This is a genomic window from Plantactinospora sp. DSM 117369, assembly GCF_053764795.1.
Map to the genome: position 1 here is coordinate 1,572,093 of NZ_CM132446.1, position 24,446 is coordinate 1,596,538.

Genomic DNA, 24,446 nt, shown 5'->3' on the forward strand with positions numbered 1-24,446 from the left:
AGATGGGAGCCGGGCACGCCCACGTGCTCTACCGGGACCGGACGTCGGCGGTGCACCGGCTGCCGCCCGAGGTCAAGATCGCGGCGATGGTGGTCTTCACCCTCGCCGTGGTCGCCACCCCCCGGGAGGCGTTCTGGGCCTTCGGCGGCTACCTCCTGCTCGTGCTGCTGGTGGCGGCGGTGTCCCGGGTCGGGCTGCGCTGGCTGGCCAGCCGGTCGCTGATCGAGCTGCCGTTCGTGGTGTTCGCGTTCGCGCTGCCGTTCCTCGGCACCGGCGAGCAGGTGAGCTGGCTGGGGCTCGAACTCTCCGTCGACGGGCTCTACGGCGGCTGGAACATCCTGGCCAAGGGCACCCTCGGGGTGCTGGCCTCGCTGCTGCTCGCCGGTACCACCACGATGCGGGACCTGATCCTCGGGCTGGACCGGCTGCACTGCCCGCAGATCCTCACCCAGATCGCCACCTTCATGCTGCGCTACCTGGACGTACTGGTCGGCGAGGCGCGGCGGATGCGGGTCGCCCGGATCTCCCGGGGTGACGATCCCCGGTTCCTGTGGCAGTTGCGCGGCTTCGCCGCCGGGGTGGGTGCGCTCTTCCTGCGCGCCTTCGAGCGGGGCGAGCGGGTCTATCTGGCGATGGTCTCCCGGGGCTACCAGGGCCGGATGCCGGGAGTGTGGCTGGCCACGGGCGCGGCCACCACCCGGCACTGGCTGGTGGCGGCGACGGTGCCGCTCGCCGCCACCGGCATCGCCGCCGCCGCAGTCGTGCTGGGATGATCGGGGCCGTGGACACCGCCCCGGCCGCCGACCCGCCGTCCCTGGACGTCCGCGGAGTGCAGTTCAGCTATCCCGACGGTCAGGTCGCGCTGCGCGGTGTCGACCTGACCGTGCCGCGCGGCGAGCGGATCGCCCTGCTCGGCCCGAACGGCGCCGGCAAGACCACCCTGGTGCTGCACCTGAACGGGATCCTCGCCGGTGGTGCCGGCACGGTCACCGTCGGCGGGCTGACCGTGGACCGGGACCGGGCCACCCTGGCCGAGATCCGCCGCCGGGTCGGGATCGTCTTCCAGGACCCCGACGACCAGCTCTTCCTGCCCACCGTCGCCGAGGACGTGGCGTTCGGCCCGGCGAACCTCGGTCTGCGCGGCGCCGAGCTGGCCGAGCGGGTGACCGAGGCGCTGGAGGCGGTCGGGATGGCCGAGCACCGGGACCGGGCGCCCCAGCACCTCTCCTTCGGGCAGCGCCGCCGGGTGGCGGTCGCGACCGTACTGGCCATGCGCCCGGAGATCCTCGTCCTGGACGAGCCCTCCTCCAACCTCGACCCGGCCGCCCGCCGCGAGCTGGCCGGGATCCTGCGCCGGCTGCCGGTGACCCTGCTGATGGTCACCCACGACCTGCCGTACGCGCTGGAGCTCTGTGACCGGTCGGTGATCCTGGACACCGGTCGGATCGTCGCCGACGGGGCGACCGCCGAAATCCTCGCCGACGCCGACCTGCTCGCCCGGCACCGCCTGGAGCTGCCGTACGGGTTCGACCCGGCGGTGGCCGCCCGGCAACTCACCGCCAACGGCCCTACCGCTGCTAGCCGCTGACCGCTGGCTCGTCGGCGCGCCCTGCGTCGGCGCGCCCTGCGTCGGCGCGCCCTGCGTCGGCGCGCCCCGCGTCGGCGGCGGAGCCGGGCTCGCCCGCCGGCAGGGTCACCGACCAGCGGCGGGCCGGCTCCCGACGTGCACCGGTGCCGGTCGGTGCGGGGCCGGCCGACCGGCCGGTGGCGCGCAGCCGCAGCATCCCGGCCACGGCCAGCCCACCGCCGACCGCGATCACCACCGCGACCAGGACCCGGGCCGACTGTGCCGGCCACGGCACCGGGACCACCGAGCGCAGGAAGACCGCCGCGTTGGTCACCCCGGTGAAGAGCGCCAGACAGGTACCGGCGAGCGCCAGCGCGAAGTCGCCGGTCGGTCGCCGGGTCAACGCGTACACCCCGGCGGCCAGTGCCCCCACGCCGGTCAGGGTCGGCCAGAGCTGCCCCGTGACGAGTCCGAGCAGCATCCCGCCGAGCCCGGCGTCGGCGCCCCGGGCCAGCGCGAAGCCCAGCGCCGCCACCCCGCCGACGACCGCGAGTACGGCCAGCCCGACGGTGACCCGGCGGCCCGGTCGGGAGTTCCGGGGCAGCACCCCGAGCGCCCCGATCGCCAGCGCACCGAGCAGGCTGGCGCTCCACCAGGGCAGCGGGTCGGGCGGCGGCAGCCAGTCCAGCGTGCCGCGCAGCTCCACCGGGCGCAGCCCGTCGCGCAGCGGCACCACCCAGTCGCGTACCCGGTGCGGCCGGTCCGGGCCGGCGGCGACCTCGGGCGGTGGCGCCTCCGCCAGCCAGCGGCTGCGCTGGTCGTGCCAGCGGACCACCGGCTCGGTGCCGACCCGCCGCCAGGACGGTGCCCGGGTCGGATCGGCCCCGTCCGGCAGCGCGGTGTCCCCGGCGAGGGTCCGGTTCAGGTACGTCGCCGGGGAGGCGGTGTTCTCGTAGACGCCGTCGGGGCGGATCTCCAGGTACGGCTCCCCGGCGTAGCCCAGCACCTCGACCGTGCGACCCGTCCGGTTCTCCAGTTCGAGTCGCGCCCCGCCCTCCACCACCCGTACCCGCAGCCCCGGCAGCGCCGGACTCACCCCGGTGACCTCGGTGCGGTAGTTGGTGCCGTCCGGGGTGTCGGCGGCGTGTGCGGCGGCCGGCGCGGCGGACCCGAGTACGCCGGCCAGGGCGGCCACCAGGGCGATCCCGATCCGCCGCAGCAGGCCGCTCCGACCGCTGCCGGGGGTGGGGAAGCTCACTTGCCGGCCGCCGCCACCGCCGCGGTGATCGCCTCGGCGCTGGCCTGCACCTGCTTGCCGGCGACGAGCACGGTCGGCGTGCCGGTCACCCCTGCCCGGGCCGCCTCGTCGGTCACGTGCTCGGTCCACTTCTCGAAGGTATTCTCCTCGACGCAGTTGCGGAAACTGTCCCCGGCCAGCCCGATGCTGGTGGCGACCTCGACGAGCTGGTCGTCACTGAGCCCGGCGCCGCCCTCCGGTGGCTGCCGGTCGAAGAGCGCCTTCGCGTACTCCCGGAACTTGCCGCTCTGCGCCGCGCACCCGGAGGCGGCGGACGACCGGGTCGAGTACTCGGTGCTGGAGAAGCGGTTGAGGAACGCCACCGGGTGGTAGGTGACCCGTACCTTGCCCTCGGCGACGAGCTGGTCGAGGGTACCGCCGGCCTGCTGCTCGAAGGTGCGGCAGATCGGGCAGATGAAGTCCTCGTACACGTCGATGTTGACCGGTCCGGAGCCGAGCACGATGCCGGTGCCCTCCGGGTTGGCCCCGCCCGGCGGGGTGAAGTCGCCGGAGTCCTGGCTGGCCGAGACGCCCCAGCCGATCAACCCGGCGATGATCAGCACGACGACCGCGCCGACCGAGGTCCACAGGGTGCGCTTGCGGCGCCGCTCCCGGGCCATCTGCTCGCGTACCACCCGGGCGGGCCGGCGCTGTCCCTTGCGGTTCCGGTCACTCATCGTCGCTCTCCTCCTCGCGGGTGTCCCGACCCAACGCCGCGTCCACCGAGATCGGGGTACGCGGCCAGACCAGCAGGAAGCCGGCGAGCACCAGGAAGCCCACGTCGCGGAGGACCTCTGTGCCGTACGTCGGGTCCTGGCCGGCGGCGAGGTCACCACCGCTGCCGAAACAGCCGCAGTCGATGGAGAGGCCGCGTGCCCAGGCCGAGGCGATCCCGGCGATGAAGATCACAAGGAGTGCCGCGGAGATCCCGGCGGCGAGCCGGGTGGCGAGCCCGACCAGCAGGATCAGTCCCAGGGCCAGCTCCACGAACGGCAGCGCCGCGCCGATCACCACCGCCAGGTCGTACGGGAAGATCTTGTACGCGTTGACCGCCCGGCCGGAGGCCGCGAGGTCACCGACCTTGGACCCGCCCGCGGTGAGCCACACGGCGGCGAGGCCCAGCCGGGCGGCCGTGCCGAGCCACGGGCGGGCGGCCCGCCAGCGGCTGTGGCCCGGTGCCGGGGTGCTTGCTGTGGTCCGCTCAGTCACAGTCATTAGTCGTCTTGGTCGGTGGGAGGGTTTCCGGCTCCGGTGTGGCTTCGGTCATCCGGAGCGCCGTACCGGGTGAGATCACGCTCACCAACGGTAGGGGGCATTACGGTGGCAGGTGGGCATTACCGGGCAGAACCTCCGGCCGTCGGTCGCCCGAGCCCGGTGGCGGAGCCGATTCGTGCGTCGGTGGTGCCTGCCGTCCCCGGGCTGGTCCACCGTCTCTTGGATCGGTGTCGCGGGGTCGGGAACTTTTTCGGGTCCGGCGCCGACTATCGATCCGTGACTTCTGACGGGACCGGGCCTGGGCGCCGGGCAGCCGAGGACTTCTGTGCCGCCCGGCGCGCCGGGCGCCGGCCGGCCTCCGGCGGCCGTTCCCCCGAGCTGGCCGCCGGTGCCCGTCGCCCGGGGCTGGCGGCCGGTGCCCGTCGTCCGCGGGTGGCCGCAGGTGGCCGTCGTCCCGTGTCGGGCGGTGTGACCGAGGGGGGCCGGGCGTGACCCGAGGTCGCGCGGGGCCGGGGTGGTCGGCCACGATGTCGGGCATGATTGCTGCGAATCGTCGATGGTTGGCCCGCGCCGGCGCCAGTCTCGGCCTGCTGCTGGCCGCCCTCGCCCTGCTGCTCGGCCCGGCCGCCCCGGCCAGCGCGCACGCGGTGCTGGTGAGCAGCAGTCCGGCCGCCGACGTGGTGCTGCCCAACTCGCCCGCCGAGGTGGTGCTCACCTTCAGCGAGAGCGTCCGGGAGGTGCCGGACAAGATCCGCATCCTCGGCCCGGACGGCGCCCGGGTGGACCGGGGCGACCCGACCTTCAACGGCGCGGTGGTGACCATCCCGGTCGACGCGTCCGGTGCCCAGGGGACCTACCTGGTCAGCTACCGGGTGATCTCGGCGGACAGCCACCCGGTCGCCGGCGCGTACACCTATTCCGTCGGTGCCCCGTCCACGCCGCCGTCGGACAGTGGCACCGAGGACGTGCACCCGGCGGTGGGCGCGGCGGTACGGGTCTTCAAGTACGTCGGCTACGCCGGCCTGCTGCTGCTGATCGGGCCCGTGATGGTGCTCAGCCTGCTCTGGCCCCGACGGCTCGACCGGCGCGGCCCGGCCCGGCTGATCTGGACCGGCATCGGGCTGATCGTGCTCTCCACCCTCGCCGGGCTCTGGCTCCAGGTGCCGTACACCACCGGTGGCGGGCCGTTCGCGGTCAGCGGCAGCGCACTCGGTGACGTACTCGGCAGCACCTTCGGCGCGGCTCACCTGGTCCGGCTCGGCATCCTGGCCGCGGCGGCGATCCTGCTCCGCCCCGTGATCAGCGGCCGGGCCGGCCGGGGCGACCAGATCCTGCTGACCGTGCTCGGGGTGGCTGGCCTGGGCACCTGGCCGATCGCCGGGCACGGTGCCGCCTCGCCGGTGCCGGCGGTCTCGGTGGTGGTCGACAGCGTCCATCTGGCCGGCATGGCGGTCTGGCTCGGTGGACTGGTCATGCTCGGCGGGTTCCTGCTCCGCCGCGCGAACGACCGGGAACTCGACGCGATCCTGCCGGTCTGGTCCCGCTGGGCGACCGTCGCCGTCTCCGCGCTGCTGCTCGCCGGGGTCGTCCAGGCCCTCATCGAGGTGAGTACGCCGTCCGCGCTGGTGTCGACCACCTACGGCCGCTTGATCATCGCCAAGGTCGTGCTCTTCGCCGCGGTGATCGCGGTGGCCGCGTACTCCCGGCAGTTGGTCCGGCGGCGGCTCCTCGCCGACGGCCCGACCGAGCCGGAGGACGGCTACGCCGACGACGAGCCGGACGGGACCGGCAAGCCGGACCGGATCGACGGCGCGGACGAGCGGGACGAGATCGACGGCGCGGGCGAGCGGGACGAGATCGACGGCGCGGGCGAGCGGGACGAGATCGACGGCGCGGACGAGCGGGAGGACGGCGGGCGAAACGAGCCGGCTGGTTCCGGTTCCCATGGCTCGGGTGGTCGCGACGAGCCGGCCGGAAGGGCGCTGGCCGGCGGTGCGGTCGCGGGCACCGCCACGGCGCTCCTCGCCGACGACCCGGCCCGGCCGGTCGGCTCGGCGCGGCGGATCCGGCGGGCGGTCTGGGTCGAGCTCGCGATCACCGCTGTCGTGCTGGCCCTCTCCGCAGTACTGGTGCAGACCCCGCCGGCCCGGACCGCCGGCGAGTACGGGGATGCCGGCGGTCCCGGCTACTACACCACCACGCTGACCAGCTCGCTCTACTCGTTGCAGGTCGAGGTGGACCCGGCCGGGACCGGCAGCAACTCGGTCCACCTGTACGCGTACACCCCGGACAACAAGCCCCTGCCGGTGGTCGAGTGGCGGGCCACGGCCGCGCTGCCGGACCAGGGTGTCGAACCGATCGAGATTCCCCTGCTGCCGCTCACCGACAACCACGCCACCGGCGAGATCAGCCTGCCGACCGCGGGCAACTGGCAGCTCAGCTTCACGGTCCGGATATCGGACATCGACCAGGCCACGGTGACCAGCACCGTGCCCATCACCTAGAGAGGTACACCATGATCCGTCACCGTCGGGCAGCGCGCGTCGCCGCCCTCGTCGTCGGGGCAGCCGTGATCGGCGTGTTCGGACTGGCCTCGTCGGCGTCCGCGCACGTCACGGTGAATCCGAGGGAGGCGACCCAGGGCGGTTACGGGCGCGTGGCGTTCCGGGTACCGACCGAGAGCGACACCGCGTCGACCGTCAAGCTGGAGGTGACGTTCCCCGACGACGCGCCGCTCGCCTCGGTCTCCACGATGCCGGTGCCCGGCTGGACGGCGGCGGTCGAGAAGCGCAAGGTGAACCCGCCGGTGGAGGTGCACGGCAGCCAGGTCGGCGAGGTGGTTTCCAAGATCACCTGGACGGCGTCGGCGACCGCCGGGATCAAGCCGGGAGAGTTCCAGGAGTTCCCGGTCTCGATGGGGCCGCTGCCCGAGGTCAAGCAGTTGGTGTTCCGGGTACTTCAGCACTACTCGGACGGCAACACGGCACGCTGGATCGAGCCGCCGGCCGCCGACGGCACCGAGCCGGAGAACGACCCCGCCCCGGTGCTGAAGCTGCTTCCGGCCGCCGGGGAGGGCACGCCGGCGAACTCCGGCCCGGCCGTGGTGCAGCAGCAGGAGCCGGCGGCCACGTCGAGCGAGGACGGCGGAGACTCGGCCGCGCTGGGGCTGGGGGGCGCGGGCCTGGTTGCCGGCCTCGCCGGCCTGGCGTTGGGCGGGCTGGCGTTCGCCCGTACCCGACGGCAGGCCGCGCCGCCCGCAGCCTGATCCCGGACGCTCCCGCACCTACCGGTGCTCTCGCTGGCCTGTCGGCAGAACTGCCGACAGGCCAGCGGCGTTTTCGGTTGATAATCCGTGTTGAAGCGATTTCGCTCGGTATGGTCGGCGGGTACTGCGACCCCGCCGCCGGTCGTGTGACGCCGTCGGCGGATACCGCGACCGGAGGGAAAGAATCGGTATGCGCTTCGTGCGGCTGATCGCCGGGATACTCCTGCTCACGATCGGGCTGCCGGTGCTCCTCGTCGGCGGTGCACTGTGGACGCTCTCTGAACAGCGGAGCGGCGACGGGGGCTTCGTCGCCACCCTGGACCGGATCGAAACCGGCGGGCACGCTGTGGTCGTACCCGACCTGGCCGCGATGCTGCGCCGGGACGTGCCCTTCCTGGACAACGGCCGGACCGGGTTGCGGGTCGTCGCCCGTACCGGAGCGGAGCCGGCCTTTCTCGGCCTCGCGCCCACCGCCGAGGTCTCGACCTACCTCGCCAACTCGCCGCACGTGCGGGTCGCCCGGGTCAGCGTGACCAGGGGCAGCCTGCCGGTACGCGTCGACCCGGCCGACGAGCCGGCCACGGCAGCCGCACCCGCACGCCCCGGCGACCAGGGACTGTGGATCCGCAGCGGTCTCGGCACGCTGGACCTGACCGCCGACGACGTACGCGCACCCCGGCTCAGCCTGGTCGTCATGCGCCCTGACGCGGGAGCCGGCGTCGTCGCCGACCTGCGTGCCGAGGTACGCCCCGGCTGGCTCGGTCCGGTCGCCTGGAGTTCGTTGGCCGTCGGCGGCCTGTTGGTGCTCTTCGGCGTCGTGTTGCTGGCCCGGCCGGTTCGTCCCCGCGAGGTGGTCTTCGTCGTCGAACCGAGCCAGGTGCCGGTGCTCGCCGCCAGGTTCGGTATCGCCACCCTGGACGAGGTCGGAGCCTCCTCGGACCGTCCCGCCAGGACGCCGGAGCGGCGGGCGGACCTGCCGGGTCGGGCCGGGGGGCCGCCGGACCGACCAGCGGGCCTGCCGGCTCAGCCTGGGAACCCGCCGGGCCGTGCCGGGCTCGGTGAGTCTGCGCCGCTGCCCGGCGCGATCGGTGCGCCGGTGCGGGAGGCTGCCGTGTCGCCGACCGGTGCGGCGTCGACCAGGGGCGCGTCGACCGACCTGGCATCGACCGGAGTGGTGCCGGGCGTGGTGGCGTCGACTGGTGTCGCGTCGACCGGCGTGGCGTCGACTGATGTCGTGTCGACCGGGACGGCGTCGACTGATGTCGTGTCGACCGGGATGGCGCCGGGCAGGGTGGTGCCGGGCAGGGTCGTGCCGCCGGGCCGGCGGGTGCCGTCCAGCCGGCCGGCGACGCTGGCGGACGTGCTGACCCCGGCGGGCGGCACCGGAGCGGTGCGATCCGGCCCTGAGCCTTCTGCGCGGCTGTGCTGGCCGCCGCTGAACCCGGCTGCCGGTGCCTCGACCGGCGCCGCGACGGTACCCGCCGCCGAGGGTGCGGTCCCGGCCTCGGCTGGCTCTCCCGGGTCGCCCGGCGCGGTCAGACCGCCGGGCGCGGCCGGATCGACAGGCTCGGTGGCAGCGGTGCGGTCGGCCCGTGCTCCCGCACCGGCACCCGCGCCCGCGCCGGTACCAGCGCCACCACCCGCGCCGGTGCCGGCACCTTCGCCGACGCCGCCGTTGCCAGCCCCGGCACCGCCGATGCCGGCGCCGCCGAGGCCCGTACCCGTTCCGGCGGCCGACGTCACCCCGGGACCGACCAGCGCCCCGACGACGGCGCGGACGGCCGGACCCGCGTCAGGCGCCGAGTCGACAGCCGCGGCAGCCTCCTCGGCCGAGGACGGACCGGTTCGGCAGATCCCGCTGCGTCCGGCGACTCCGGGAACGGCGGCGTACGGCGCCGGGCAGCCGCGTACGGGGCGTGGTGCACTGAACCGGCCGAGGGGCTACGAGCCGGCGACCAGGTCCGCGGCGATGGACGCTCCGGCGGGGCGGCACAGTGGCAGCGCCGCTCCTGGGTACCCGCGTGTGCCGGGTCAGGAGGAGGAGCCGGCCGGGCGAGGGGGCGACATCAGGCGGCCCAGCCCGAGTCCAAGGCCCCGCTGACCTCGGCTGCCGGCGCATCCGCCCTCGGGGCGAAACCGGTCTGGGGCGTCGGGCTCGTGGCGCCCGACGGGGCGTCGGGCTCGTGTCGCCCGACCAGCCGGAGCCGACGGAGTCGAGGTCCGTTGCGAGGGGGAAACGGATGGCGGGTGGCCCCCCGCGCTGCCGACACGGGGGGCCACCTTCACCGGGGGATCGGTGTACCGAAGGGACGTTTCAGATGTTGTCGTTAGATTAGCGGCATCGAGACGTACTAGATAGATCTGTCCATTTGGTGCAACTTCTGCTATTGCTGGATACTTGGTTCGTGTTTCGGGGTGCCGCCGCCGCCCGTACCCGTCCCTGGCGACTCCCGGCGGGTCGGCAGCACGACGAGCAGCACCAGCGCGAAGAGCACGTAGAGGTTGCGCAGCAGGAACTCACCGGGGGCGTTGGTCCGGTCGAAGGCGCGTCCCCAGTCGTAGTACGAGACCACCCCGTACACGATCACGGCGGTGACCAGCGCGGCGAGCGCCAGCAGTGCCGCCCTGCGGCGGCGCCCGGCCCGGCCGGCGGCCGGATCGGGGGGCCGTAGTCCGACGTCCAGCAGCACCAGCACCGCCGGGATGAACCAGTACGCGTGATGGGTCCAGGTGATCGGGCTCACCAGCACCGCGACCAGCCCGGTCAGGGTCAGCCCGGTGACCTCGTCACCGGCTCGGGCGGCCCGGGTGGCCCGCCACAGCCCGTACGCCGCCACGGCGACCACCAGCACCAGCCAGAGCGCCTGGCTGGGTTTTCCGGGGGTGGTGAACCGGCTGAGTAGCCCGAAGAGCGACTGGTTGCCGGTGTAGTCGGGCCGGCCGACCCGGTCGGTCAGCCAGAGTTCGTGGGTCCAGAACCGCCAGGAGTCGCTCGGGGCGATCGCCGCCGCCAGCAGCGTCGCGCCGGCCGCCGTCGCGGAGGAGACCAGCGCCGCCCGCCACCGCCGGGTGGCGAGCAGATAGACGATGAAGATCCCCGGATAGAGCTTGAGCGCCGTCGCCAGCCCGATCCCGACGCCGGCCCAGCGCGAGTTCCGGGGTACGGCGAAGAGCAGGTCGGCCAGGACCAGCACCACGAGCAGCATGTTGATCTGACCGAAGACGATGGTCTCCCGGGTGCTCTCCACGGCGAAGGCGAGCGGTACGGCGAGTCCCGCCGCGAACCACCGGGGTACCCCGTGCCGGTCGGCGATCGACGAGACGAGCCACCAGGTGGTCACCAGCAGGGCCAGTACGGTCAGCGCGGTGAAGACGACGACGGTGACCCCGATCCGCAACCCGGCGAAGGGGCGCAGCAGCAGGGCGGTGAAGGGCGGGTAGGTGAAGTACAACTTGCCCTGCAACCCGTCCGCCTGCACGTAGTCGTAGAGCGGGTTTCCGTCCGCCCACCACCGCATCGCACTCATGTAGATCTTGAGGTCGTAGAAGTCGTGCGGGTTGCTGGCCAGATAGAGCAGCGGCACCGCCGCGGCGACCAGCACCACGATGATGATCTGGCGTGCGGTGCGGCCGCCGGGATCGTCCTCGTCGGTGGCGGATGGCGCGGGGGGATCGGCTGGCACGGGAAAACCCTAGCGGGCCGTTCTGTCCACAGCGTTGAGGCGCGGGTCCCGGGGCTACGCGTAGTCTGATCGTCGTGGCTGATCTTCTCGTCTGGGTCGACTGTGAGATGACCGGGCTCGACCTCGGCAAGGATGCCTTGATCGAGGTCGCCGCGCTGGTCACCGACCGTGACCTCAACGTGCTCGGCGAAGGTGTGGACGTGGTGATCCACGCCGACGAGCAGGCGCTGGCCGGGATGCCGGAGATTGTGCGGGCGATGCACGAGCGCTCGGGCCTGACCGAGGAGGCCCGCCGCTCGACGGTCAGCCTGCGCGAGGCCGAGGACCTGGTGTTGGAGTACGTCACCTCGTTGGTCAAGGACCCGCGTACGGCACCGCTCTGCGGCAACTCGATCGCCACGGACCGCGGCTTCCTGGCCCGTGACATGCCGCGACTCGACGCCCACCTGCACTACCGCATGATCGACGTCTCGTCGATCAAGGAGCTGTGCCGTCGCTGGTACCCCCGGGTCTACTTCGGCCAGCCGGCGAAGGGGCTGGCTCACCGGGCCCTGGCCGACGTGCGGGAGAGCATCCGGGAACTGGAGTACTACCGGCGGACGGTCTTCGTGCCGCTGCCGGGGCCGGACGTGGACACCGCCAAGGCCATCGCCGCCGAACTCTGACGGCCTCGGCGGAGCGGCCGCGCCGCCGACCGATCAGGGTGCAACCCGGTCGACGGCGGGGGGAGAGGTGTGGCTATCATTGGTCGTCGCCCCGCCGGGTCCGCTGATCCGGTGGTCGCGGATGTTCCTGATCAAACTGAACATGGTGGCTGTAGCTCAGTTGGCAGAGCACCGGGTTGTGGTCCCGGGTGTCGTGGGTTCAAATCCCATCAGTCACCCCACTTGTGGATCTCCTCCACTGCTGGTCAGGCCCCTCATGGCAGGGGGCCTTGATCGTTTCAGGGGCCGGGTGGGGGAGATCACGGAACGCCCCCGCCCTCTCCGGAAGGTTCCGAGGAGGAGCGGGGGCGATGCCCGTACGGGGTCGCCGCCGGCTCAGCCCGTGGTGGTGCCGGCGGCGGTCGGCTCGGTGGTCGGTACGGTCGCCGTCTCGCCGACCGGAATCGCACTGCCCTTGACGTACTGGTCCCAGCTCATGTTCCAGTCGGTCCAGCCGTTGCCGTTCTCCAGCTTGCGTTCGGTGCCCTTGACCACGATCGGGTCGCCGATCCGGGTCTGGTTGAACAGCCAGCTCGCGTTGGCGGTGGACATGTTGACGCAGCCGTGCGACACGTTCGTACGCCCCTGCGAGGCGACGGACCAGGGCGCGGCGTGGATGAACTCGCCGCCCCAGGTGAGGCGCTGGGCGTACTCGATGTCGGTGACGTAGCGGTTGGCCGGGTTCGGGTCGTCGCGGGTGTCGAAGACGGTCTTCTTCAGCTTCTCGATGACCACCATGGTCCCGCTGGAGGACGGGGTGCTCCTCTTGCCGAGGCTGATCGGAATGGTCTTGATGACCTTGCCGTCCTTCTTGACCGTCATCTTCTTGGTCTTGTTGTCGACGGTCATCACCACCGCTGGCCCGGTCTTGAGGTCGACGGTCAGGTCGGCCCGGCCGTACCATCCGCCGCCCATCGGCAGCCCACCGGCCTGGATCTTGTAGAAGATCTTGGTATTGGCCTTCCAGTACGTCTTCGGGCGGTAGCGCACCTCGGTCGGGCTCACCCAGTGCCAGATCCCCTCCTGGGCCGGGGTGGCCCGGACGGTCATCCGGCGCTGCACGTCGTCCCGGTAGTCCTCCGGCACGGCCCGGCTGAACTTGACGATCAACGGCATGCCGACCCCGACCGTCTGGCCGTCGCCGAGGAAGCTGGTCACCCGGATCTGCTTGCTGGGCTTGGCCATGGTGGTGAAGGTGCTGGTCGTGGTCGCGGGCTTGCCGTCGTCGCCGGTCGCGGTCACGGTCGCCGTGTACGTCGTACCGTATTCGAGCGCCTTCTCCGGCAGCCACGTCCCGGTGCCGGTGAGCGCGCCCTTGACGCTCTCACCGGCCGCGTTCTTGACCTCGACGGTGGTCTCGACGGCATCCTTGCTGCTGAAGGCGATCTCCGCGGAGGCGGGTACGTCCTTGGCGTCCGCCGCCGGCGTGGTGATCGCGGCGGAGGCCTTCGGCTTCTGCTCGGCCTCGCTGCCGCCCTGGAACGACGGCCCGGCGCCCTTGTCGCCGTCGCCGGTGCAGGCGGTCGCGGTGACCGCCAAGGCGCCGGCGATCAGGACCGAGGCGAGGGCCCGGAGCGGCGCGGGCCGTCCCCGCGTCGCCAGACCCCGGTCGGAGGTACGACGGGTCAACTGATCTCGGCCTGGTCGCATGATCCCCTCACACTGCTGTTTTCCACAGCTGTACCCACTCGGTCCCCACAGTCATCCTCTCCCAATGACGTCTGTGAGCAAGCTTTCGTTTCCTGCCGTGCCGTAGAACACCATCGGATGGGGTCGATTTAGCCGGTTAGAGCCTCAAATGCCGATGGGGCGTCCTCGATCCGTCCCGTCAGGCGCCGAGGTCGGCGGGGACCGGCAGGGCGCTGCCCTTGACGTACTCCTTCCAGGGCAGGTTCCAGGCGGTCCAGCCGTTGCCGGAGACCAGCTTCCGCTCGGTGCCGGTGATCGTCACCGGGTCGCCGGGCTTGGTCTTCTCGAAGAGCCAGCGGGCGTTCGCGGTGGAGACGTTGACGCAGCCGTGCGAGACGTTGCGCCGCCCCTGGTCACCGACCGACCACGGGGCGGCGTGGATGTACTCCCCACCCCAGGTCAGGCGCTGGGCGAAGTCGATGTCGGTCACGTACCGGTTGGCCGGGTCCGGGTCGTCGCGGGTGTCGAAGACCGTGGTCTCCTTCTTCTCCATCACCACCATCGTGCCGCTCGACGACGGGGTGCTCTTCTTGCCGAGGCTCACCGGGATGGTCCGGACCAGTTTGCCGCCCTCGAAGACGGTCATCTTCTTGGTCTTGTTGTCGACCTTCATCTCGAACTTGCTGCCGATTTTGGCGGTCGCCTTGCGGTCGACGTTGCCGTACCGGCCGTTGCTCAGCGGGATGCCCTCCAGCCCGATCCGCACGCTGAGCGTGGTCCCGGGCTGCCAGTACTCCGGGGCCCGGTAGTAGGCCTGGGTGCCGTTGGAGACCCAGTGCCAGGCGCCGGGCTGCGGCGGGTCGGAGTCGACGAACATCCGCCGCTGCACCCTGGCCCGGTCCTTCTTGGCGATCCCCGGCGAGAACTCCACCACCACCGGCATGGCGACGCCGTAGGTCTTGTCGTCGAAGAGGTAGAGGCCGGAGCCGATCACCGACCTCGGCTTCGCCATGGTGGTGAACGAGGTGGTCCTGGTCTCCGTCTGCCCGGACGCGGAGGTCGCGGTGACCTGCGCGGTGTAGGTCTTGGCGTACTTCAGCGGCGCCGCCGGTACCCAGGACGAGCCGTCCGGCCGCATCGCGCCGCTGACCGCACCCCCACCGGCGACGGTCAGGCTGACGCTGCTGATCTTGCCGCCCTTGACGCTGGTGCCGATCTCGACGCTCACCGGCTGCTTCTTGGCGCCGTTGGCCGGGGTGACCGCGAATTCGAGCGGCTCGGCGGATGGTGTCGGGGTCGTACTCGCTCCCGCCGCCGCGCCGTTACCGCTGACGAACTGCGGCTTCTCGTCCCCGTCGCCGCCACACGCCGCCGTACCCAGCGGCGTGGCGACCGCCAGAGCGATGATCATCGCCCAGTTGCGCGTGCTCCTGCCCATCCCCACCTCGGTCCACTCGAATCCCGGGAGACATCGTGCACTATCGGGGCCACAGTTTTAGCCCCGGACGCCGAAACTTATGGGTGTAATGCCCGTTTTGCCGTCTGTGCTGGCCGGTCGCGACCGGGAGGGGAACTGGTTGGAACCCCCTCGTCGGGCCGTGTTAAGGTTTCTCCCGTTGTCAGCGAGCGCCGCTAGCTCAACTGGCAGAGCAGCGGACTCTTAATCCGCGGGTTCGGGGTTCGAGTCCCTGGCGGCGCACCAGGCATGACCAGCGCGTTCTCTCCAAGCGAGAGGACGCGCTTCGTCATTTTCGAGCCAGGGGAGCCCGAAGGGAGACCATCCGTCCCCGTAGCCATCCCGTCACTGACCGGTGGGATGGCGCGCGGCACCATCGCGGCGGTCTTCTCGGCTGCCTCGCGGGCCAGCCGAGGTGAGACGCTGGTGTAGGTATCGCGGGTGAGAGTGCTGGAGGAGTGGCCCAACTCCTCCTGGACGACCTTGATGTCGACGCCGCCGTCCAGGGCCAGGGTGGCGGACCCGTGTCGGAGGTCGTGCAGGCGGATCGGCGGCAGCCCGGAGGCGGCGACCAACTCGTTGAAATGTTTGGTGACGTCGGCGGGATGCAGGGCGCTGCCGTCCTCCCGGGTGAAGATGCGTCCCGAGTTGATCCACGTCTCGCCCCAGGCCAGACGCTCGGCGACCTGGCGCCTACGCCACACCTCAAGGACCTTGAACGTCGCGTCGTCGAGGGTGAGTTCGCGTCCACCGGCTTCGCTCTTCGGAGAGTCTGGCACGACCTCCCAACCGACCTGCACGAGCTGTTCGCTGATCGTGAGTGTGCGTGCACCCTTGTGCAGGTCCACCCAGCGGCAGCCGCACGCCTCGCCGCGGCGGGGGCCGCGATAGGCGATCAGGTGGTAGAGCGCGTAGAGGCGCTCGTTGTGGATGAGGTCGAGAAAGAAGCCGGTCTGGGCGGCGGTCCAGACCATCACCGGCGAGGGTCGCTCGGTCGCGTCCAACCGGTCGATCTCCACGAGTAGCCGGTGGATGGCTGAGGCGTCGCGTCGTTCACTGGCTGCCTCGAGTTCAAGGGCTATCTCGGAGCGGTGCGACCGGTTCTCCTTCCATGCCTCGACGCGCTCGTCGGTCCACATCAGGGCCTTCGGACGCTTGCCCGACTCGAGTTCGACGAGCTTTGCCGGGTTGAGGGTGATCATCTGCTTCCTGATGCAGTGGTTGATGGCGGCCCGGAGGGTTGCCCTGATCCGCTGCTTCGTTGCGGCGCCGACGATCCGCCGTCCTCGCACCTTCCTTCGTTGCTCGGGGTCGCCCGAGACTCGTGCTGCTCGGATGAACTCGCTTTCGGCGTCGATGGCGTCGAACATCGTGGAGATGTGTACTCGCCGGAGCCGGTCGATCGGCAGGTGCCCGAGGTGGGGCTTGAGGTAGAGGCGGATGTGGCCCTCGTATGACCGGCGGGTGCCCTTGGTGATCTTGCGCCGACCAGTCAGCCACTCGTCGAGGCATTGTCCGACCAGCATGTCCCCGTTGATGATCTGCCCGGACTGGTAGCGCTTGCGGGTCTCGTCGTAGTTAGGCAGGGGCTGTTTCTTTTCGAAGGCTCGCTCGATGGCGTCGAGGATGTCGCGTCGAGCCTGGTCGCCTGTCATGCCGGCGTCGGGGATGGCCATCAGCAGTTCGACCTGCTGGCGAACGTTCTCGGCTGCGGTCTGTGTGGCGTAGCCGCCTCGCTTCATGACCTTCCGTTGGGCTCCGTGGACAACCGGAAGCTCGGTTCGGAAGTACCACTGGCCATGTCGGGGGTTCCAGGCCCCGTCCTTGCGGCGTAGGGAGGCGCAGGATGCGCCTAGCTCGCGGCCACCCTCTCCTCGGCATCGGCATCTCTTGTACGTGGAGCCGCTCACGACTTGCTCCTTCCAGCTTGTGCGGCCCTGGTGGAGGCTAGTTGATCTAGGTACCTAAAAAAGGTACCAGACGTGATGTGGAGAGGCCGCCAGGCGAACTGGGGGGCAAGTTGTTGGGATCGCGGGCGCGTATGGCAAGGTCCACCTGTCGAAGTCGCCAGTTACGAGGAGTTCCGATGTCGCGACGTTCGGTGGATCCTGCGCTTCCTCCGCTGCCAGAGCGGCCAAAGCGAGATCAGCAGGTAAAGATCAGACTGACCGAGAGCGAGGTCAGGCAGTTGCGAGAGTTGCGTCCGGATCTCGCGGTGTCTGCTGTGGTTTCGAATCTTGTTGCTGACGTTTTGGCTGGAAAGTATCGTCCTAATTGGGCTACTGAACCTAGCCCACACTCCGGAGAGTTGACGCCTGGAGATTCCGTAGAATTGGGTCGTTAGATGCAAGACACTCATGCCCCTTCGCTCCTGTGCGCGCAACTATCTGTGTCACAATAATCTGAACAACCCCATCACCGTCTTGGGCGCTGTCCACCAGGCTATCTTGATCCTTCGTTGTCTGCTGGGAACGAGCGCAGGTAGGCAACAGTAGTCGCGTGACTGGACCGATTCCGCATTTTTTAATACCAACCACGTCATTCGTGTCGAGGGATTCCGAAGTTCAAATGTCCGTCGAACAACCGTCCTGCCCTGCGGATATGGGAGACCTTGGACCGTCTAGCCTCCGTCTTTCATTAAGCGGTGGTGCTTGGTGCGGTGATTGATCGTGGTGGTTCGGGATTGGTGATGGTGGCTGTGGGCAGGCGGTGTCGCCCGGCCGCGGGCCGGGTTGCTCCGTAAGTCCTGGTCGCTGGTGCCGCGGATTTCGTTGTCAGGTAACGGGTTCGGGTAGTTCGCTGAGCCGGTGGAAGGCCCGGATGAGGTGTTCGGTCCAGGGCCATCCTTCGGCGATGCGCAGGGTGGTGGTCCGGGCGGTGCGGCTGATCTTCGCCGCGACGTGCAGCAGCCGGTAGCGCAGTTTCTTCGGCTCGGCCAGAGCGATGGGCCCGTCGAGCAGGAGGTGCCGGGTCCAGGCGAGCAGGTCGATGCCGGTCAGGGCGAGTTCGAGCCAGGCCTGGTTGATCGCGAACTGCCGGGACGGGAACCGGCCGAACCCGGTGGTCTTGCCACAGCGGATGCGGTCCTCGACCCGGGCGTGCGCGCGGTGGCGGACCTCCAGGAACTGGATCGACAGGCCGCTGCCGTGTGGTGTGTCGGTGGCGAAGACCTGGTGCCGCATGCCGTTGACCTGGTCGAATAGCGACAGCTGCGCGCCGGGGTGCGGGACCTCGCGTCGGCAGATCAGCCTCGTACCGGACGGGAATCCGGCCAGCACGGCAGGGTCGATCAGGTCAGTCAGCTCCGTGACCTGCGCCGCGTCGCGCAGGCTGCCATCGCCGTCCAGAGCGGGGATCCAGACCCGGGCGGCAGTGACCGCCGCCCGGACCGGCTCGCCGATCGCGACACCGACGGAGAACTCGGTGTCCAGGCCATGCTCACGCAGCCTGCGGATGTGGGCCAGGAACGCGTGGCTGCTGCCCGCTGAATCGGAGCGGATGAGGATCGGATTGCCGTAACGATGCTGCTCGGGGATCTGCGTGAGGGCGTGGTCGAGGACGGTGACGTGATCGGCGGCGGTGTTAGATCCGGCGTTGCCCGGCCGCAGCAGGCCGGCCAAAGCCTCCCCGGTCGCGTCGAGGAAACACAGCAGCGGATGGAAACCGAACGTGTGTTTCCAGGTCGGCGCCGCCGCTTCTTTCTCCGAATGCGACAGCACGATCGTCGCGTCGATGTCCAGGACGAACCCCGGCAACACCCGGCCCAGGATCGTCGTTGCCGGCAGCGACCGGCGGGTCTCGGCCAGTTGGGCCCAGGCCAGTTCCCGGGCGGCGGCGCGAGCGGCCCGCAGCCGCCGCAGGGCCGACTCGTCGATGCCGTCGAGGACCCGCCACGCGGTCGCGTCCGAGGCCACCGGCCCGAACAGGCCCGGCTGCTGCCGCAACACCGCCAGGTCCGCGATCGCCTCGCCGCCGTCGGCCAGCAACACCGCCAGATCGACCGCGACCCGGCCCGGCTTATGCACCGACCGGCGCACCCGGTCCAACCCCAACGCCTGAACGAAACCGCTGCTCAAACCGGTCTTGTCAGCCAGATCAGCGAGCAGCCGAGTGCCGGCATGACCGACCACACCCCGAGCCCCACCAGTGACGACAACCTTCGGACGCGTGCCGGTACCCTGCACCCTGGAAGTGCCTTCCGAGACGGACAGATGGAACCCTAGACAAGTCCCATCGTTCCAGATCAGAAGGCACTTTCGCGTTCCCGGCCACCGCCACCGTCCGCCCTTACTGAAGGACCGAGGCTAGGTTGTTGTGTAGGGACGTTGTCAGCGGCGTAGGGCTGTCGAAATCGTTGCCTGAGTCCGGCTCACGGCTTTACTAACTTCAGGGTTGCGGCTAGTTTCTGTGCAAGTTCGCACCGACCTGCCTCCGGAAGATGTTGGCTGCGGCATGGGCAACCGAATTTTCTGTTGTCAATGAGCTCAATCGCGCGTTCAAGACCTATTCGACTGTAAGCCACTGTTGGGCCGTCGACGGAGGCCCAGGAGGCGTCCTCACCTTCGCGGAGTGCGGCCCCAAGTCCGGCGATAGCGTCGGCGGTGTCGGTGAGTATGCCTAAGGTATCGGCGGGTGCTGTCTCGATGTGATCGGTGGCCAATTTGACCACCATGCCGAGTGCGGATACCACGTCGCCGACATGTTTCGTGAGCAATCTCATAGGTTCAGTTTCATCAATCGTCTGCCGGTACTGCGCAGAAGCATTTGCCAGGACTCCGGCGAAGGCAACGACCTCCTCGGTCCGTAAGTAGCGGTAGAGAATCGTTTGCTGCGTAACGCCGAGGCGGTTGGCACACATGGCCAGATGCTCTGCTAGAGTATCTGTGGCCTCCGCTGAATTCATGATTAACCCGCGGACTGCGGCTTCATCTCGTAACAGGATGGCGCGCTTGCGGAACTCCTTGTTGTTGCGAATATCGGGCACGGTTGCCTCCCTCTTGCTTGCCGCTTTTGTTTAGCATGCCCAATATCTTAGGAAAGCTCTAGGTGCCTGCTAGTGATCCGCTCCGGTTTCAGGTTCTGCCCGGTCGATGAATCATCTTCTGGAGACCTCGCCACATCTCGACCTCCGACACACGAAGATCCTCAATCCACCGCAAAATCTGGCCGACCACGGCGCATGAAGCAGTGTTGACGAGCGAACGCGGTGGAGCAGTTCAGTAGCTCGCTGGGCTCATAACCCAGAGGTCGCAGGTTCAAATCCTGTCCCCGGTACAAGTGAAAGCGCAGGTCACAGCTGTCGGCTCCGCCCTGAAGAACATGGCCGGGATTTCTAATCTCCTTCCGGACATAGTCCGGGCAGACGAACCACGAGGCGACAGGGGGAGCAGACGGTTGGCCTTCGCTGTACCGGTCATCGAAGCGACGTCCAGCCTTGACTGTGTCACGGGAAGCTGGTGATCTGTCCAGGGTCACTTAAGTTCAAGGACATCTACTCCAGGTCGACAGCAGCCCAAGTCTGCCGGTCCATGTCGTGGCCGGCTGTATTGTGGTGATTACGCACCGAGCCCCTGAGGCTCGCTCCCGTACATTATAGGGCCACCATCCACCTGGCCGTCATCAATGAATGGCTGTAACCGACCTCGACGGACGCCCTTATATGACCGTTGTGGCTGCCCTATTGTCCTTGGCTGTCGCTGGCGTCCAAGTGCTATCAATGGTCGGCTCGTCCGTGCACGCCGCTTGCGCGAGCTCGCCTAATGTGAGACCGACGGCGTGCGCGATGGAGTGCAGAACCCCGATACTGCTGTTAGCTTGACCTTGTTCGATCTCGACCAACATCCGGCGGGACACTCCGCCGCGCTCCGCGAGCCCTTTGAGGGTGAGGTCGACGGCCTGTCGGGCTCTTGCAACGGCATGACCGAGGGCCGCAAGATCCACGGCTGGCGGGGCCTCGGTCAAAGGCTTCAGGCAAGTCGCTGCGAATCCACTTGTCAGTGCAAGATATTCCCCTAAGTGCAGGATCCTGCACTGCGGTCGCTCGTTGAGAAGAGAGGGTTGTGCTGGTGCGTGACACTCATGCGCCGACAGTGACCCCCGCACCTGGTTGCAGGGACGACGCTTCGCCTAGTCGCTCACTTGTCGCTGTTGTGGGACGAACTGTCGGTGCTGTCCAGGTTCAGGGTTCGACCCGATGGCAATGTGTAGATCGATCTTCGCGACCCGCTGATGAATAGATGACCTGCGGTACGCCCGGGAGTGCGACATGAGTGACAAAGCCAGGTCCAGGAGAGTGTGGACTGTAAGCGATGTGCGTGCCCTTGGGACGGTAACGGACGTCGTGACGGCGGCTTCGATTCTTGGGATAGGAAGAACCAAGGCTTACGAACTCGCTCAGGAGGGGCATTTTCCGGTACCGATTCTTCGCATTGGTAGGCGGTACATCGTTCCTGTCGCCGCAATTACTGAACTTCTAGGAGGGTGCTAGCCTCGGCCCTTCATTGAGGGCTCGCCTGGCTGCGGGTCGTGAGTGAGGAAGCGCCTTCCGATCCGAGAAGATTCGGCTTGTCGAAGGCTTGATCATTCCGTCGAGAAAGGCACTTGCCAGATGAAGGCTACCGGAGCGCGGCCAGGGGTCGTGGTGAGCGCCGATGGGCGCGGCGTGGTCGGCCACGCCGGTGTCCGGCTGTTGACGGACAGCGCCGATGTAACCCGACTTGGCTCATTTAGTGCGTGCCGTGGATGACGTCGAGCGCGGCGCGGAGTTCGTCGGGTAGGGGGTCGGCGGCGGTGATGCTGTGGTCGCCGGCCTGGATCGTGATCGTCCGGTAGCGGCGGGCGGTGGTGACGAACCGTTTGATGCTCCAGCCGGTGGTGTTCTCGATCCAGCGGGACACGGCCAGGGCGGCGAACACGATGGTCAGGTGCGCTTCGATCGATTCGCTGGTGTGGTGGTAGATCGGCCGGGCGGCCAGGTCGGTCTTGGACATTCGGAAGGACTTCTCGACCTGCAACAGTCGGCTGTAGGCGCCGATGACCTGCTCGGGGTCGGGGTTGGGCAGGTTGGTGACGTAGTCCTTGATCCCGGCCAGGGCCCGGTTCTTGACCTCCAAGGCCCGGTTCACGCTCTTGACCGCGCCGGTCAGGCGCACGTACCGGTTCCGCTTGACCGCTGTCCGGCCTGCGACCGCGTTTTCGGCCTTGGTGATCTGCTGGTCGATTCCGCGCAGGGTGCGGCGGGCCCGGTCAGCCCGGTACTGGTAGTAGATCGTGTGGTCGCGGCGGTTGTCGCCGGGGCCGGCGGGCCAGGGCTGGACGAACACGTGCCCGTCTGGGATCTCGGCATCGGGGTGGGCGTTGCGCCACTCTGTGACGACGTAGGGCACGTCGGGGACGCGGGCGCCGAGGATAAACGACAACCCGGCGGCTTCGATCGCGCGTTTGTTCGCCTCCGACATCATCCCCGCGTCGGCCACGACCGTGACATTCGACAGGTGGTGCGCGTTCAGGAAGGCCCGTAGGACCGGCAGCATGGTGGTGGTCTCGGCCCGGTTGCCCTCGAACGCGTGCACCATCAACGGGAACCCCGACCCGTCGGGGAGCAGCCCGACGGTGATCTGCGGCTCCAGCCGGCGTTCCTTGGAGAACCCGGGCTCGCGGAACCCGTCACCCTCGTCGGTCTCGAAGTACAGCGTTGTGACGTCGTAGAGCAGCAACGTCGCCAGCCCCAAGCTGACGTGCGCGGCGCAGGCGCGGACCAGCCGGGCCCGCCATGGGCCACCGGCCGGATCGAACGTCGGCTCAGCGTCGCCCTCGACCGGCACACCCTCGGTCTTCCCACCGGCCGCGGAAGCCTTGCCTCCCGTGGCATACACCCCCAGCCGCCGCTTGATCGTCGCGTACGACGGCGCCCACGCGCCGGCCTCGTCCAGCACCCGCACCGAGTCGAGCTTGCTGGTCGGCTCGATGATCCTGGCCAGGACCAACGCCTTGAACACCTCGTCCCGCTCGGCAGCCGCAGCGAACCCCAGCGTGTCGTATCCGCGGCCCAACGCGTCCAGCAGGTGCCCCGCACGCGTGGACGTGATCGGCAACGGACCGCCTCCGTTGCCGGACCGTCCGGCAGACGCAGATCCAACTCGCCCTGCCCCACGGCCAGCCGCTGCCGCGCCACCGCCTTGAGCAGCTCCAGGTCCGCATCCGTGTACGCAGATCCGACGTGCTCGATGTCCCGCGAACCCCGCCGCTGGGAATGCACGATCTGCACCGCCCGCGCCCCGGACGCCGTCTTCACCATCCGCACGTACGCCACGACCGACACCATAGAACCCGACCCGTTTAGTGCGTGCCTCCCGACACAACACCCCAGGTCACACCCCCACAGACCCCCGAATCAGCCAACCGTGAGTCAAGTCGGGTTAGTGCGTGACTTTGCGGCGTGGATCCTCGAGGATGGCCTGCTTCTCGGCGGGGATGGCGGGGCGAAGGTCTGTGTCGTGTCATTGATCGCGATGGTCGCCGAGCGCAGCGGCCGCGGCTGCTTGATGACGTTGCGGATCGCCAGCTGAGTCGGCAACCGAGACCTCGCCGCCGACGCTGGTGGCTCGCTGCAAGGATGGTGGCCATGGCGAGCTTCCACGCGCGGTACGTGTCCGGTGATCCCGACGACGTATGGCGCGACCTGCGCGGTCTTGGCCTACGGGTCTTCGACGCCCCGTACCGCGAGGACGCCGAGGCGGTGGCGCGCGAGTTCGCCGACCGTGCCCGCAGGAACGTCGAGACGCTCGTTGAGCGGCTGCAGGCGCGGGGCTTCCGTGCGGAGGAGAACGACGACGAGGGGACGCCGTGTCGCGCCCACGTTCCCCCGTCGCCGGGCGCGCCCGCGCTGGCCGACTGGCTGGAGGTGACGTTCGCGCCGTTCCCGATGACGATCAGCGCGTGGATCCGGCAGGTGGGCGATGTGTGGCTCGTCGGGGAATTGCCGGGTTGGCCGGCCAGCGTGCTCGCGGACCCGTTGGTGGTGCAGCTCGAGTGGGCCGAGCGGGGCGGCTCGCGCTCCTACTACGAGGCCGAGCACGCCGCGTACCTCAGGGACACCGCGCGCCGGGACGCCGGCATCCCGTTCCAGCTCGACTACGCGCCCGACGAGCTCCACAAGGCGAACATCAGCGGCGACGCGCCCTACGGCATCGACCTGCCCGGCCCCGGAATCGACGGGAAGGTGGGGCCCGCGATCTGGTTCGTCGACGATCTCAACACTGCGTTCGCGGCCGGCGGCTTTCCCGGTGCGCTGTGGGACGAGGGCTACCAGGAGCCGCCCGCCGGATTGCGTGAGTCGCTCGCCGCGGGGCTGCTGCGGCTCTGAGGCCGCCAGACGGCTGGCCGGTCAGACCCAGTTGACTCATTCGGTTAGTGCGTGAAAACAGCCCCACCTGCAGGCATCACCGCAGGTGAACGCGACGCGGGCCTCACGAGCGCGGCACAGTGAGCCAACTCAGGAGGGCTCGCCTGGCTGCGGGTCGTGAGTGAGGAAGCGCCTTCCGATCCGAGAAGATTCGGCTTGTCGAAGGCTTGATCATTGAGCCATTTCCAACCTGATGATGCAGGTCAGCGACGTGGAGGGGCCGGTAG

At 69.4% G+C, this 24,446-nt stretch carries 19 protein-coding genes, 3 tRNA genes and 2 pseudogenes; 13 read left to right on the forward strand and 11 right to left on the reverse strand.

What is annotated here, in order from left to right; translation table 11 throughout:
* Window positions 1-2 precede the first annotated feature (2 nt).
* Both cbiQ and ACSMXO_RS07200 read left to right on the forward strand, forming a co-directional pair.
* Complete coding sequence (cbiQ, locus tag ACSMXO_RS07195; RefSeq protein ID WP_455417125.1) at window positions 3-773, forward strand: cobalt ECF transporter T component CbiQ; 771 nt, start codon at window positions 3-5, stop codon at window positions 771-773.
* Window positions 770-1,588 carry an energy-coupling factor ABC transporter ATP-binding protein gene (locus tag ACSMXO_RS07200; protein ID WP_455417126.1) on the forward strand — a complete coding sequence of 273 codons (819 nt, stop codon included), beginning with the start codon at window positions 770-772 and terminating at the stop codon, window positions 1,586-1,588. The genes cbiQ and ACSMXO_RS07200 overlap by 4 nt, the downstream gene beginning before the upstream one ends.
* Here ACSMXO_RS07200 and ACSMXO_RS07205 read toward each other — a convergent pair.
* The 3 genes from ACSMXO_RS07205 to ACSMXO_RS07215 are packed head-to-tail and all read right to left on the reverse strand — an operon-like array spanning window position 1,578 to window position 4,079.
* A complete protein-coding gene (locus ACSMXO_RS07205) occupies window positions 1,578-2,825 on the reverse strand; it encodes a hypothetical protein (protein WP_455417127.1) in 1,248 nt (415 codons plus the stop codon). The genes ACSMXO_RS07200 and ACSMXO_RS07205 overlap by 11 nt on opposite strands.
* Entirely contained in the window at window positions 2,822-3,541 is a 720-nt protein-coding gene (locus ACSMXO_RS07210; RefSeq protein WP_346259389.1) for a DsbA family protein, read from the reverse strand. The genes ACSMXO_RS07205 and ACSMXO_RS07210 overlap by 4 nt, the downstream gene beginning before the upstream one ends.
* On the reverse strand, window positions 3,534-4,079 hold the full coding sequence (locus ACSMXO_RS07215; RefSeq protein WP_455417128.1) for a MauE/DoxX family redox-associated membrane protein: 546 nt from the start codon (window positions 4,077-4,079) through the stop codon (window positions 3,534-3,536). The genes ACSMXO_RS07210 and ACSMXO_RS07215 overlap by 8 nt, the downstream gene beginning before the upstream one ends.
* A gap of 527 nt (window positions 4,080-4,606) precedes the next feature.
* Between ACSMXO_RS07215 and ACSMXO_RS07220 the strand changes: the two genes are divergently transcribed.
* The 3 genes from ACSMXO_RS07220 to ACSMXO_RS07230 all read left to right on the forward strand — a co-directional run bounded on the left by ACSMXO_RS07220 (window position 4,607) and on the right by ACSMXO_RS07230 (window position 9,445).
* Entirely contained in the window at window positions 4,607-6,583 is a 1,977-nt protein-coding gene (locus tag ACSMXO_RS07220) for a copper resistance protein CopC (RefSeq protein ID WP_455417129.1), read from the forward strand.
* Between the two features lie 11 nt (window positions 6,584-6,594).
* On the forward strand, window positions 6,595-7,344 hold the full coding sequence (locus ACSMXO_RS07225) for a YcnI family copper-binding membrane protein (protein ID WP_455417130.1): 750 nt from the start codon (window positions 6,595-6,597) through the stop codon (window positions 7,342-7,344).
* A gap of 190 nt (window positions 7,345-7,534) precedes the next feature.
* Window positions 7,535-9,445 carry a hypothetical protein gene (locus ACSMXO_RS07230; protein ID WP_455417131.1) on the forward strand — a complete coding sequence of 637 codons (1,911 nt, stop codon included), beginning with the start codon at window positions 7,535-7,537 and terminating at the stop codon, window positions 9,443-9,445.
* 283 nt (window positions 9,446-9,728) lie between these two features.
* On the opposite strand, the gene ACSMXO_RS07235 is transcribed toward ACSMXO_RS07230, so the two are convergent.
* A complete protein-coding gene (locus ACSMXO_RS07235) occupies window positions 9,729-11,027 on the reverse strand; it encodes a glycosyltransferase family 87 protein (RefSeq protein ID WP_455417132.1) in 1,299 nt (432 codons plus the stop codon).
* Window positions 11,028-11,095: 68 nt separating this feature from the next.
* On the opposite strand from ACSMXO_RS07235, the gene orn reads away from it, so the two are divergent.
* Both orn and ACSMXO_RS07245 read left to right on the forward strand, forming a co-directional pair.
* Window positions 11,096-11,692, forward strand: coding sequence for an oligoribonuclease (orn, locus tag ACSMXO_RS07240; protein ID WP_346259493.1), 597 nt, complete (start codon window positions 11,096-11,098; stop codon window positions 11,690-11,692).
* A gap of 145 nt (window positions 11,693-11,837) precedes the next feature.
* Window positions 11,838-11,913 (forward strand) — tRNA-His (locus ACSMXO_RS07245).
* A gap of 154 nt (window positions 11,914-12,067) precedes the next feature.
* On the opposite strand, the gene ACSMXO_RS07250 is transcribed toward ACSMXO_RS07245, so the two are convergent.
* Together ACSMXO_RS07250 and ACSMXO_RS07255 are read right to left on the reverse strand one after the other, a co-directional pair.
* Window positions 12,068-13,381: a L,D-transpeptidase gene (locus tag ACSMXO_RS07250; RefSeq protein ID WP_455417133.1), complete on the reverse strand. Its 1,314-nt coding sequence runs from the start codon at window positions 13,379-13,381 to the stop codon at window positions 12,068-12,070.
* A gap of 178 nt (window positions 13,382-13,559) precedes the next feature.
* A complete protein-coding gene (locus ACSMXO_RS07255; protein ID WP_455417134.1) occupies window positions 13,560-14,798 on the reverse strand; it encodes an Ig-like domain-containing protein in 1,239 nt (412 codons plus the stop codon).
* A 188-nt stretch (window positions 14,799-14,986) separates the two neighbouring features.
* Between ACSMXO_RS07255 and ACSMXO_RS07260 the strand changes: the two genes are divergently transcribed.
* A tRNA-Lys gene (locus ACSMXO_RS07260) sits at window positions 14,987-15,062 on the forward strand.
* A gap of 230 nt (window positions 15,063-15,292) precedes the next feature.
* Here the strand turns inward: ACSMXO_RS07260 and ACSMXO_RS07265 are convergent.
* A pseudogene (locus ACSMXO_RS07265) lies at window positions 15,293-16,342 on the reverse strand (tyrosine-type recombinase/integrase); the annotation flags it as partial.
* On the opposite strand from ACSMXO_RS07265, the gene ACSMXO_RS07270 reads away from it, so the two are divergent.
* Window positions 16,328-16,651 carry a hypothetical protein gene (locus ACSMXO_RS07270; RefSeq protein ID WP_455417135.1) on the forward strand — a complete coding sequence of 108 codons (324 nt, stop codon included), beginning with the start codon at window positions 16,328-16,330 and terminating at the stop codon, window positions 16,649-16,651. The pseudogene ACSMXO_RS07265 and the gene ACSMXO_RS07270 sit on opposite strands and share 15 nt — an antisense overlap.
* Before the next feature lie 939 nt (window positions 16,652-17,590).
* On the opposite strand, the gene ACSMXO_RS07275 is transcribed toward ACSMXO_RS07270, so the two are convergent.
* Both ACSMXO_RS07275 and ACSMXO_RS07280 read right to left on the reverse strand, forming a co-directional pair.
* On the reverse strand, window positions 17,591-19,000 hold the full coding sequence (locus ACSMXO_RS07275) for an IS1380 family transposase (protein WP_455416449.1): 1,410 nt from the start codon (window positions 18,998-19,000) through the stop codon (window positions 17,591-17,593).
* A 185-nt stretch (window positions 19,001-19,185) separates the two neighbouring features.
* Entirely contained in the window at window positions 19,186-19,800 is a 615-nt protein-coding gene (locus ACSMXO_RS07280; RefSeq protein WP_455417136.1) for a hypothetical protein, read from the reverse strand.
* A gap of 216 nt (window positions 19,801-20,016) precedes the next feature.
* Here ACSMXO_RS07280 and ACSMXO_RS07285 point away from each other — a divergent pair.
* Window positions 20,017-20,087, forward strand: a tRNA-Met gene (locus ACSMXO_RS07285).
* Window positions 20,088-20,471: 384 nt separating this feature from the next.
* Here ACSMXO_RS07285 and ACSMXO_RS07290 read toward each other — a convergent pair.
* Window positions 20,472-20,918: a helix-turn-helix domain-containing protein gene (locus ACSMXO_RS07290; protein WP_455417137.1), complete on the reverse strand. Its 447-nt coding sequence runs from the start codon at window positions 20,916-20,918 to the stop codon at window positions 20,472-20,474.
* A gap of 163 nt (window positions 20,919-21,081) precedes the next feature.
* Here ACSMXO_RS07290 and ACSMXO_RS07295 point away from each other — a divergent pair, with 163 nt between their 5' ends.
* Window positions 21,082-21,303, forward strand: coding sequence for a helix-turn-helix domain-containing protein (locus ACSMXO_RS07295; RefSeq protein WP_455417138.1), 222 nt, complete (start codon window positions 21,082-21,084; stop codon window positions 21,301-21,303).
* A 238-nt stretch (window positions 21,304-21,541) separates the two neighbouring features.
* Here ACSMXO_RS07295 and ACSMXO_RS07300 read toward each other — a convergent pair.
* A pseudogene (locus tag ACSMXO_RS07300) lies at window positions 21,542-23,127 on the reverse strand (IS1634 family transposase).
* 109 nt (window positions 23,128-23,236) lie between these two features.
* Between ACSMXO_RS07300 and ACSMXO_RS07305 the strand changes: the two are divergent.
* Window positions 23,237-23,383, forward strand: a complete 147-nt coding sequence (locus ACSMXO_RS07305; protein ID WP_455414517.1) for a hypothetical protein — start codon at window positions 23,237-23,239, stop codon at window positions 23,381-23,383.
* A gap of 56 nt (window positions 23,384-23,439) precedes the next feature.
* The gene (locus ACSMXO_RS07310; RefSeq protein WP_346258464.1) at window positions 23,440-24,180 is read left to right on the forward strand and encodes a hypothetical protein; all 741 of its coding nucleotides are present in this window, start codon (window positions 23,440-23,442) and stop codon (window positions 24,178-24,180) included.
* The last annotated feature ends 266 nt before the right edge of the window (window positions 24,181-24,446 follow it).

Bases quoted from the DNA above. Each gene is read 5' to 3' on its own strand.
- ACSMXO_RS07250 (WP_455417133.1), bottom strand. From the start codon at position 13,381: ATGCGACCAGGCCGAGATCAGTTGACCCGTCGTACCTCCGACCGGGGT.
- ACSMXO_RS07310 (WP_346258464.1), top strand. From the start codon at position 23,440: ATGGCGAGCTTCCACGCGCGGTACGTGTCCGGTGATCCCGACGACGTA.
- cbiQ (WP_455417125.1), top strand. From the start codon at position 3: ATGGGAGCCGGGCACGCCCACGTGCTCTACCGGGACCGGACGTCGGCG.
- ACSMXO_RS07230 (WP_455417131.1), top strand. From the start codon at position 7,535: ATGCGCTTCGTGCGGCTGATCGCCGGGATACTCCTGCTCACGATCGGG.
- ACSMXO_RS07220 (WP_455417129.1), top strand. From the start codon at position 4,607: ATGTCGGGCATGATTGCTGCGAATCGTCGATGGTTGGCCCGCGCCGGC.
- ACSMXO_RS07295 (WP_455417138.1), top strand. From the start codon at position 21,082: ATGAGTGACAAAGCCAGGTCCAGGAGAGTGTGGACTGTAAGCGATGTG.
- ACSMXO_RS07215 (WP_455417128.1), bottom strand. From the start codon at position 4,079: ATGACTGTGACTGAGCGGACCACAGCAAGCACCCCGGCACCGGGCCAC.
- ACSMXO_RS07255 (WP_455417134.1), bottom strand. From the start codon at position 14,798: ATGGGCAGGAGCACGCGCAACTGGGCGATGATCATCGCTCTGGCGGTC.
- ACSMXO_RS07225 (WP_455417130.1), top strand. From the start codon at position 6,595: ATGATCCGTCACCGTCGGGCAGCGCGCGTCGCCGCCCTCGTCGTCGGG.
- ACSMXO_RS07200 (WP_455417126.1), top strand. From the start codon at position 770: ATGATCGGGGCCGTGGACACCGCCCCGGCCGCCGACCCGCCGTCCCTG.
- ACSMXO_RS07210 (WP_346259389.1), bottom strand. From the start codon at position 3,541: ATGAGTGACCGGAACCGCAAGGGACAGCGCCGGCCCGCCCGGGTGGTA.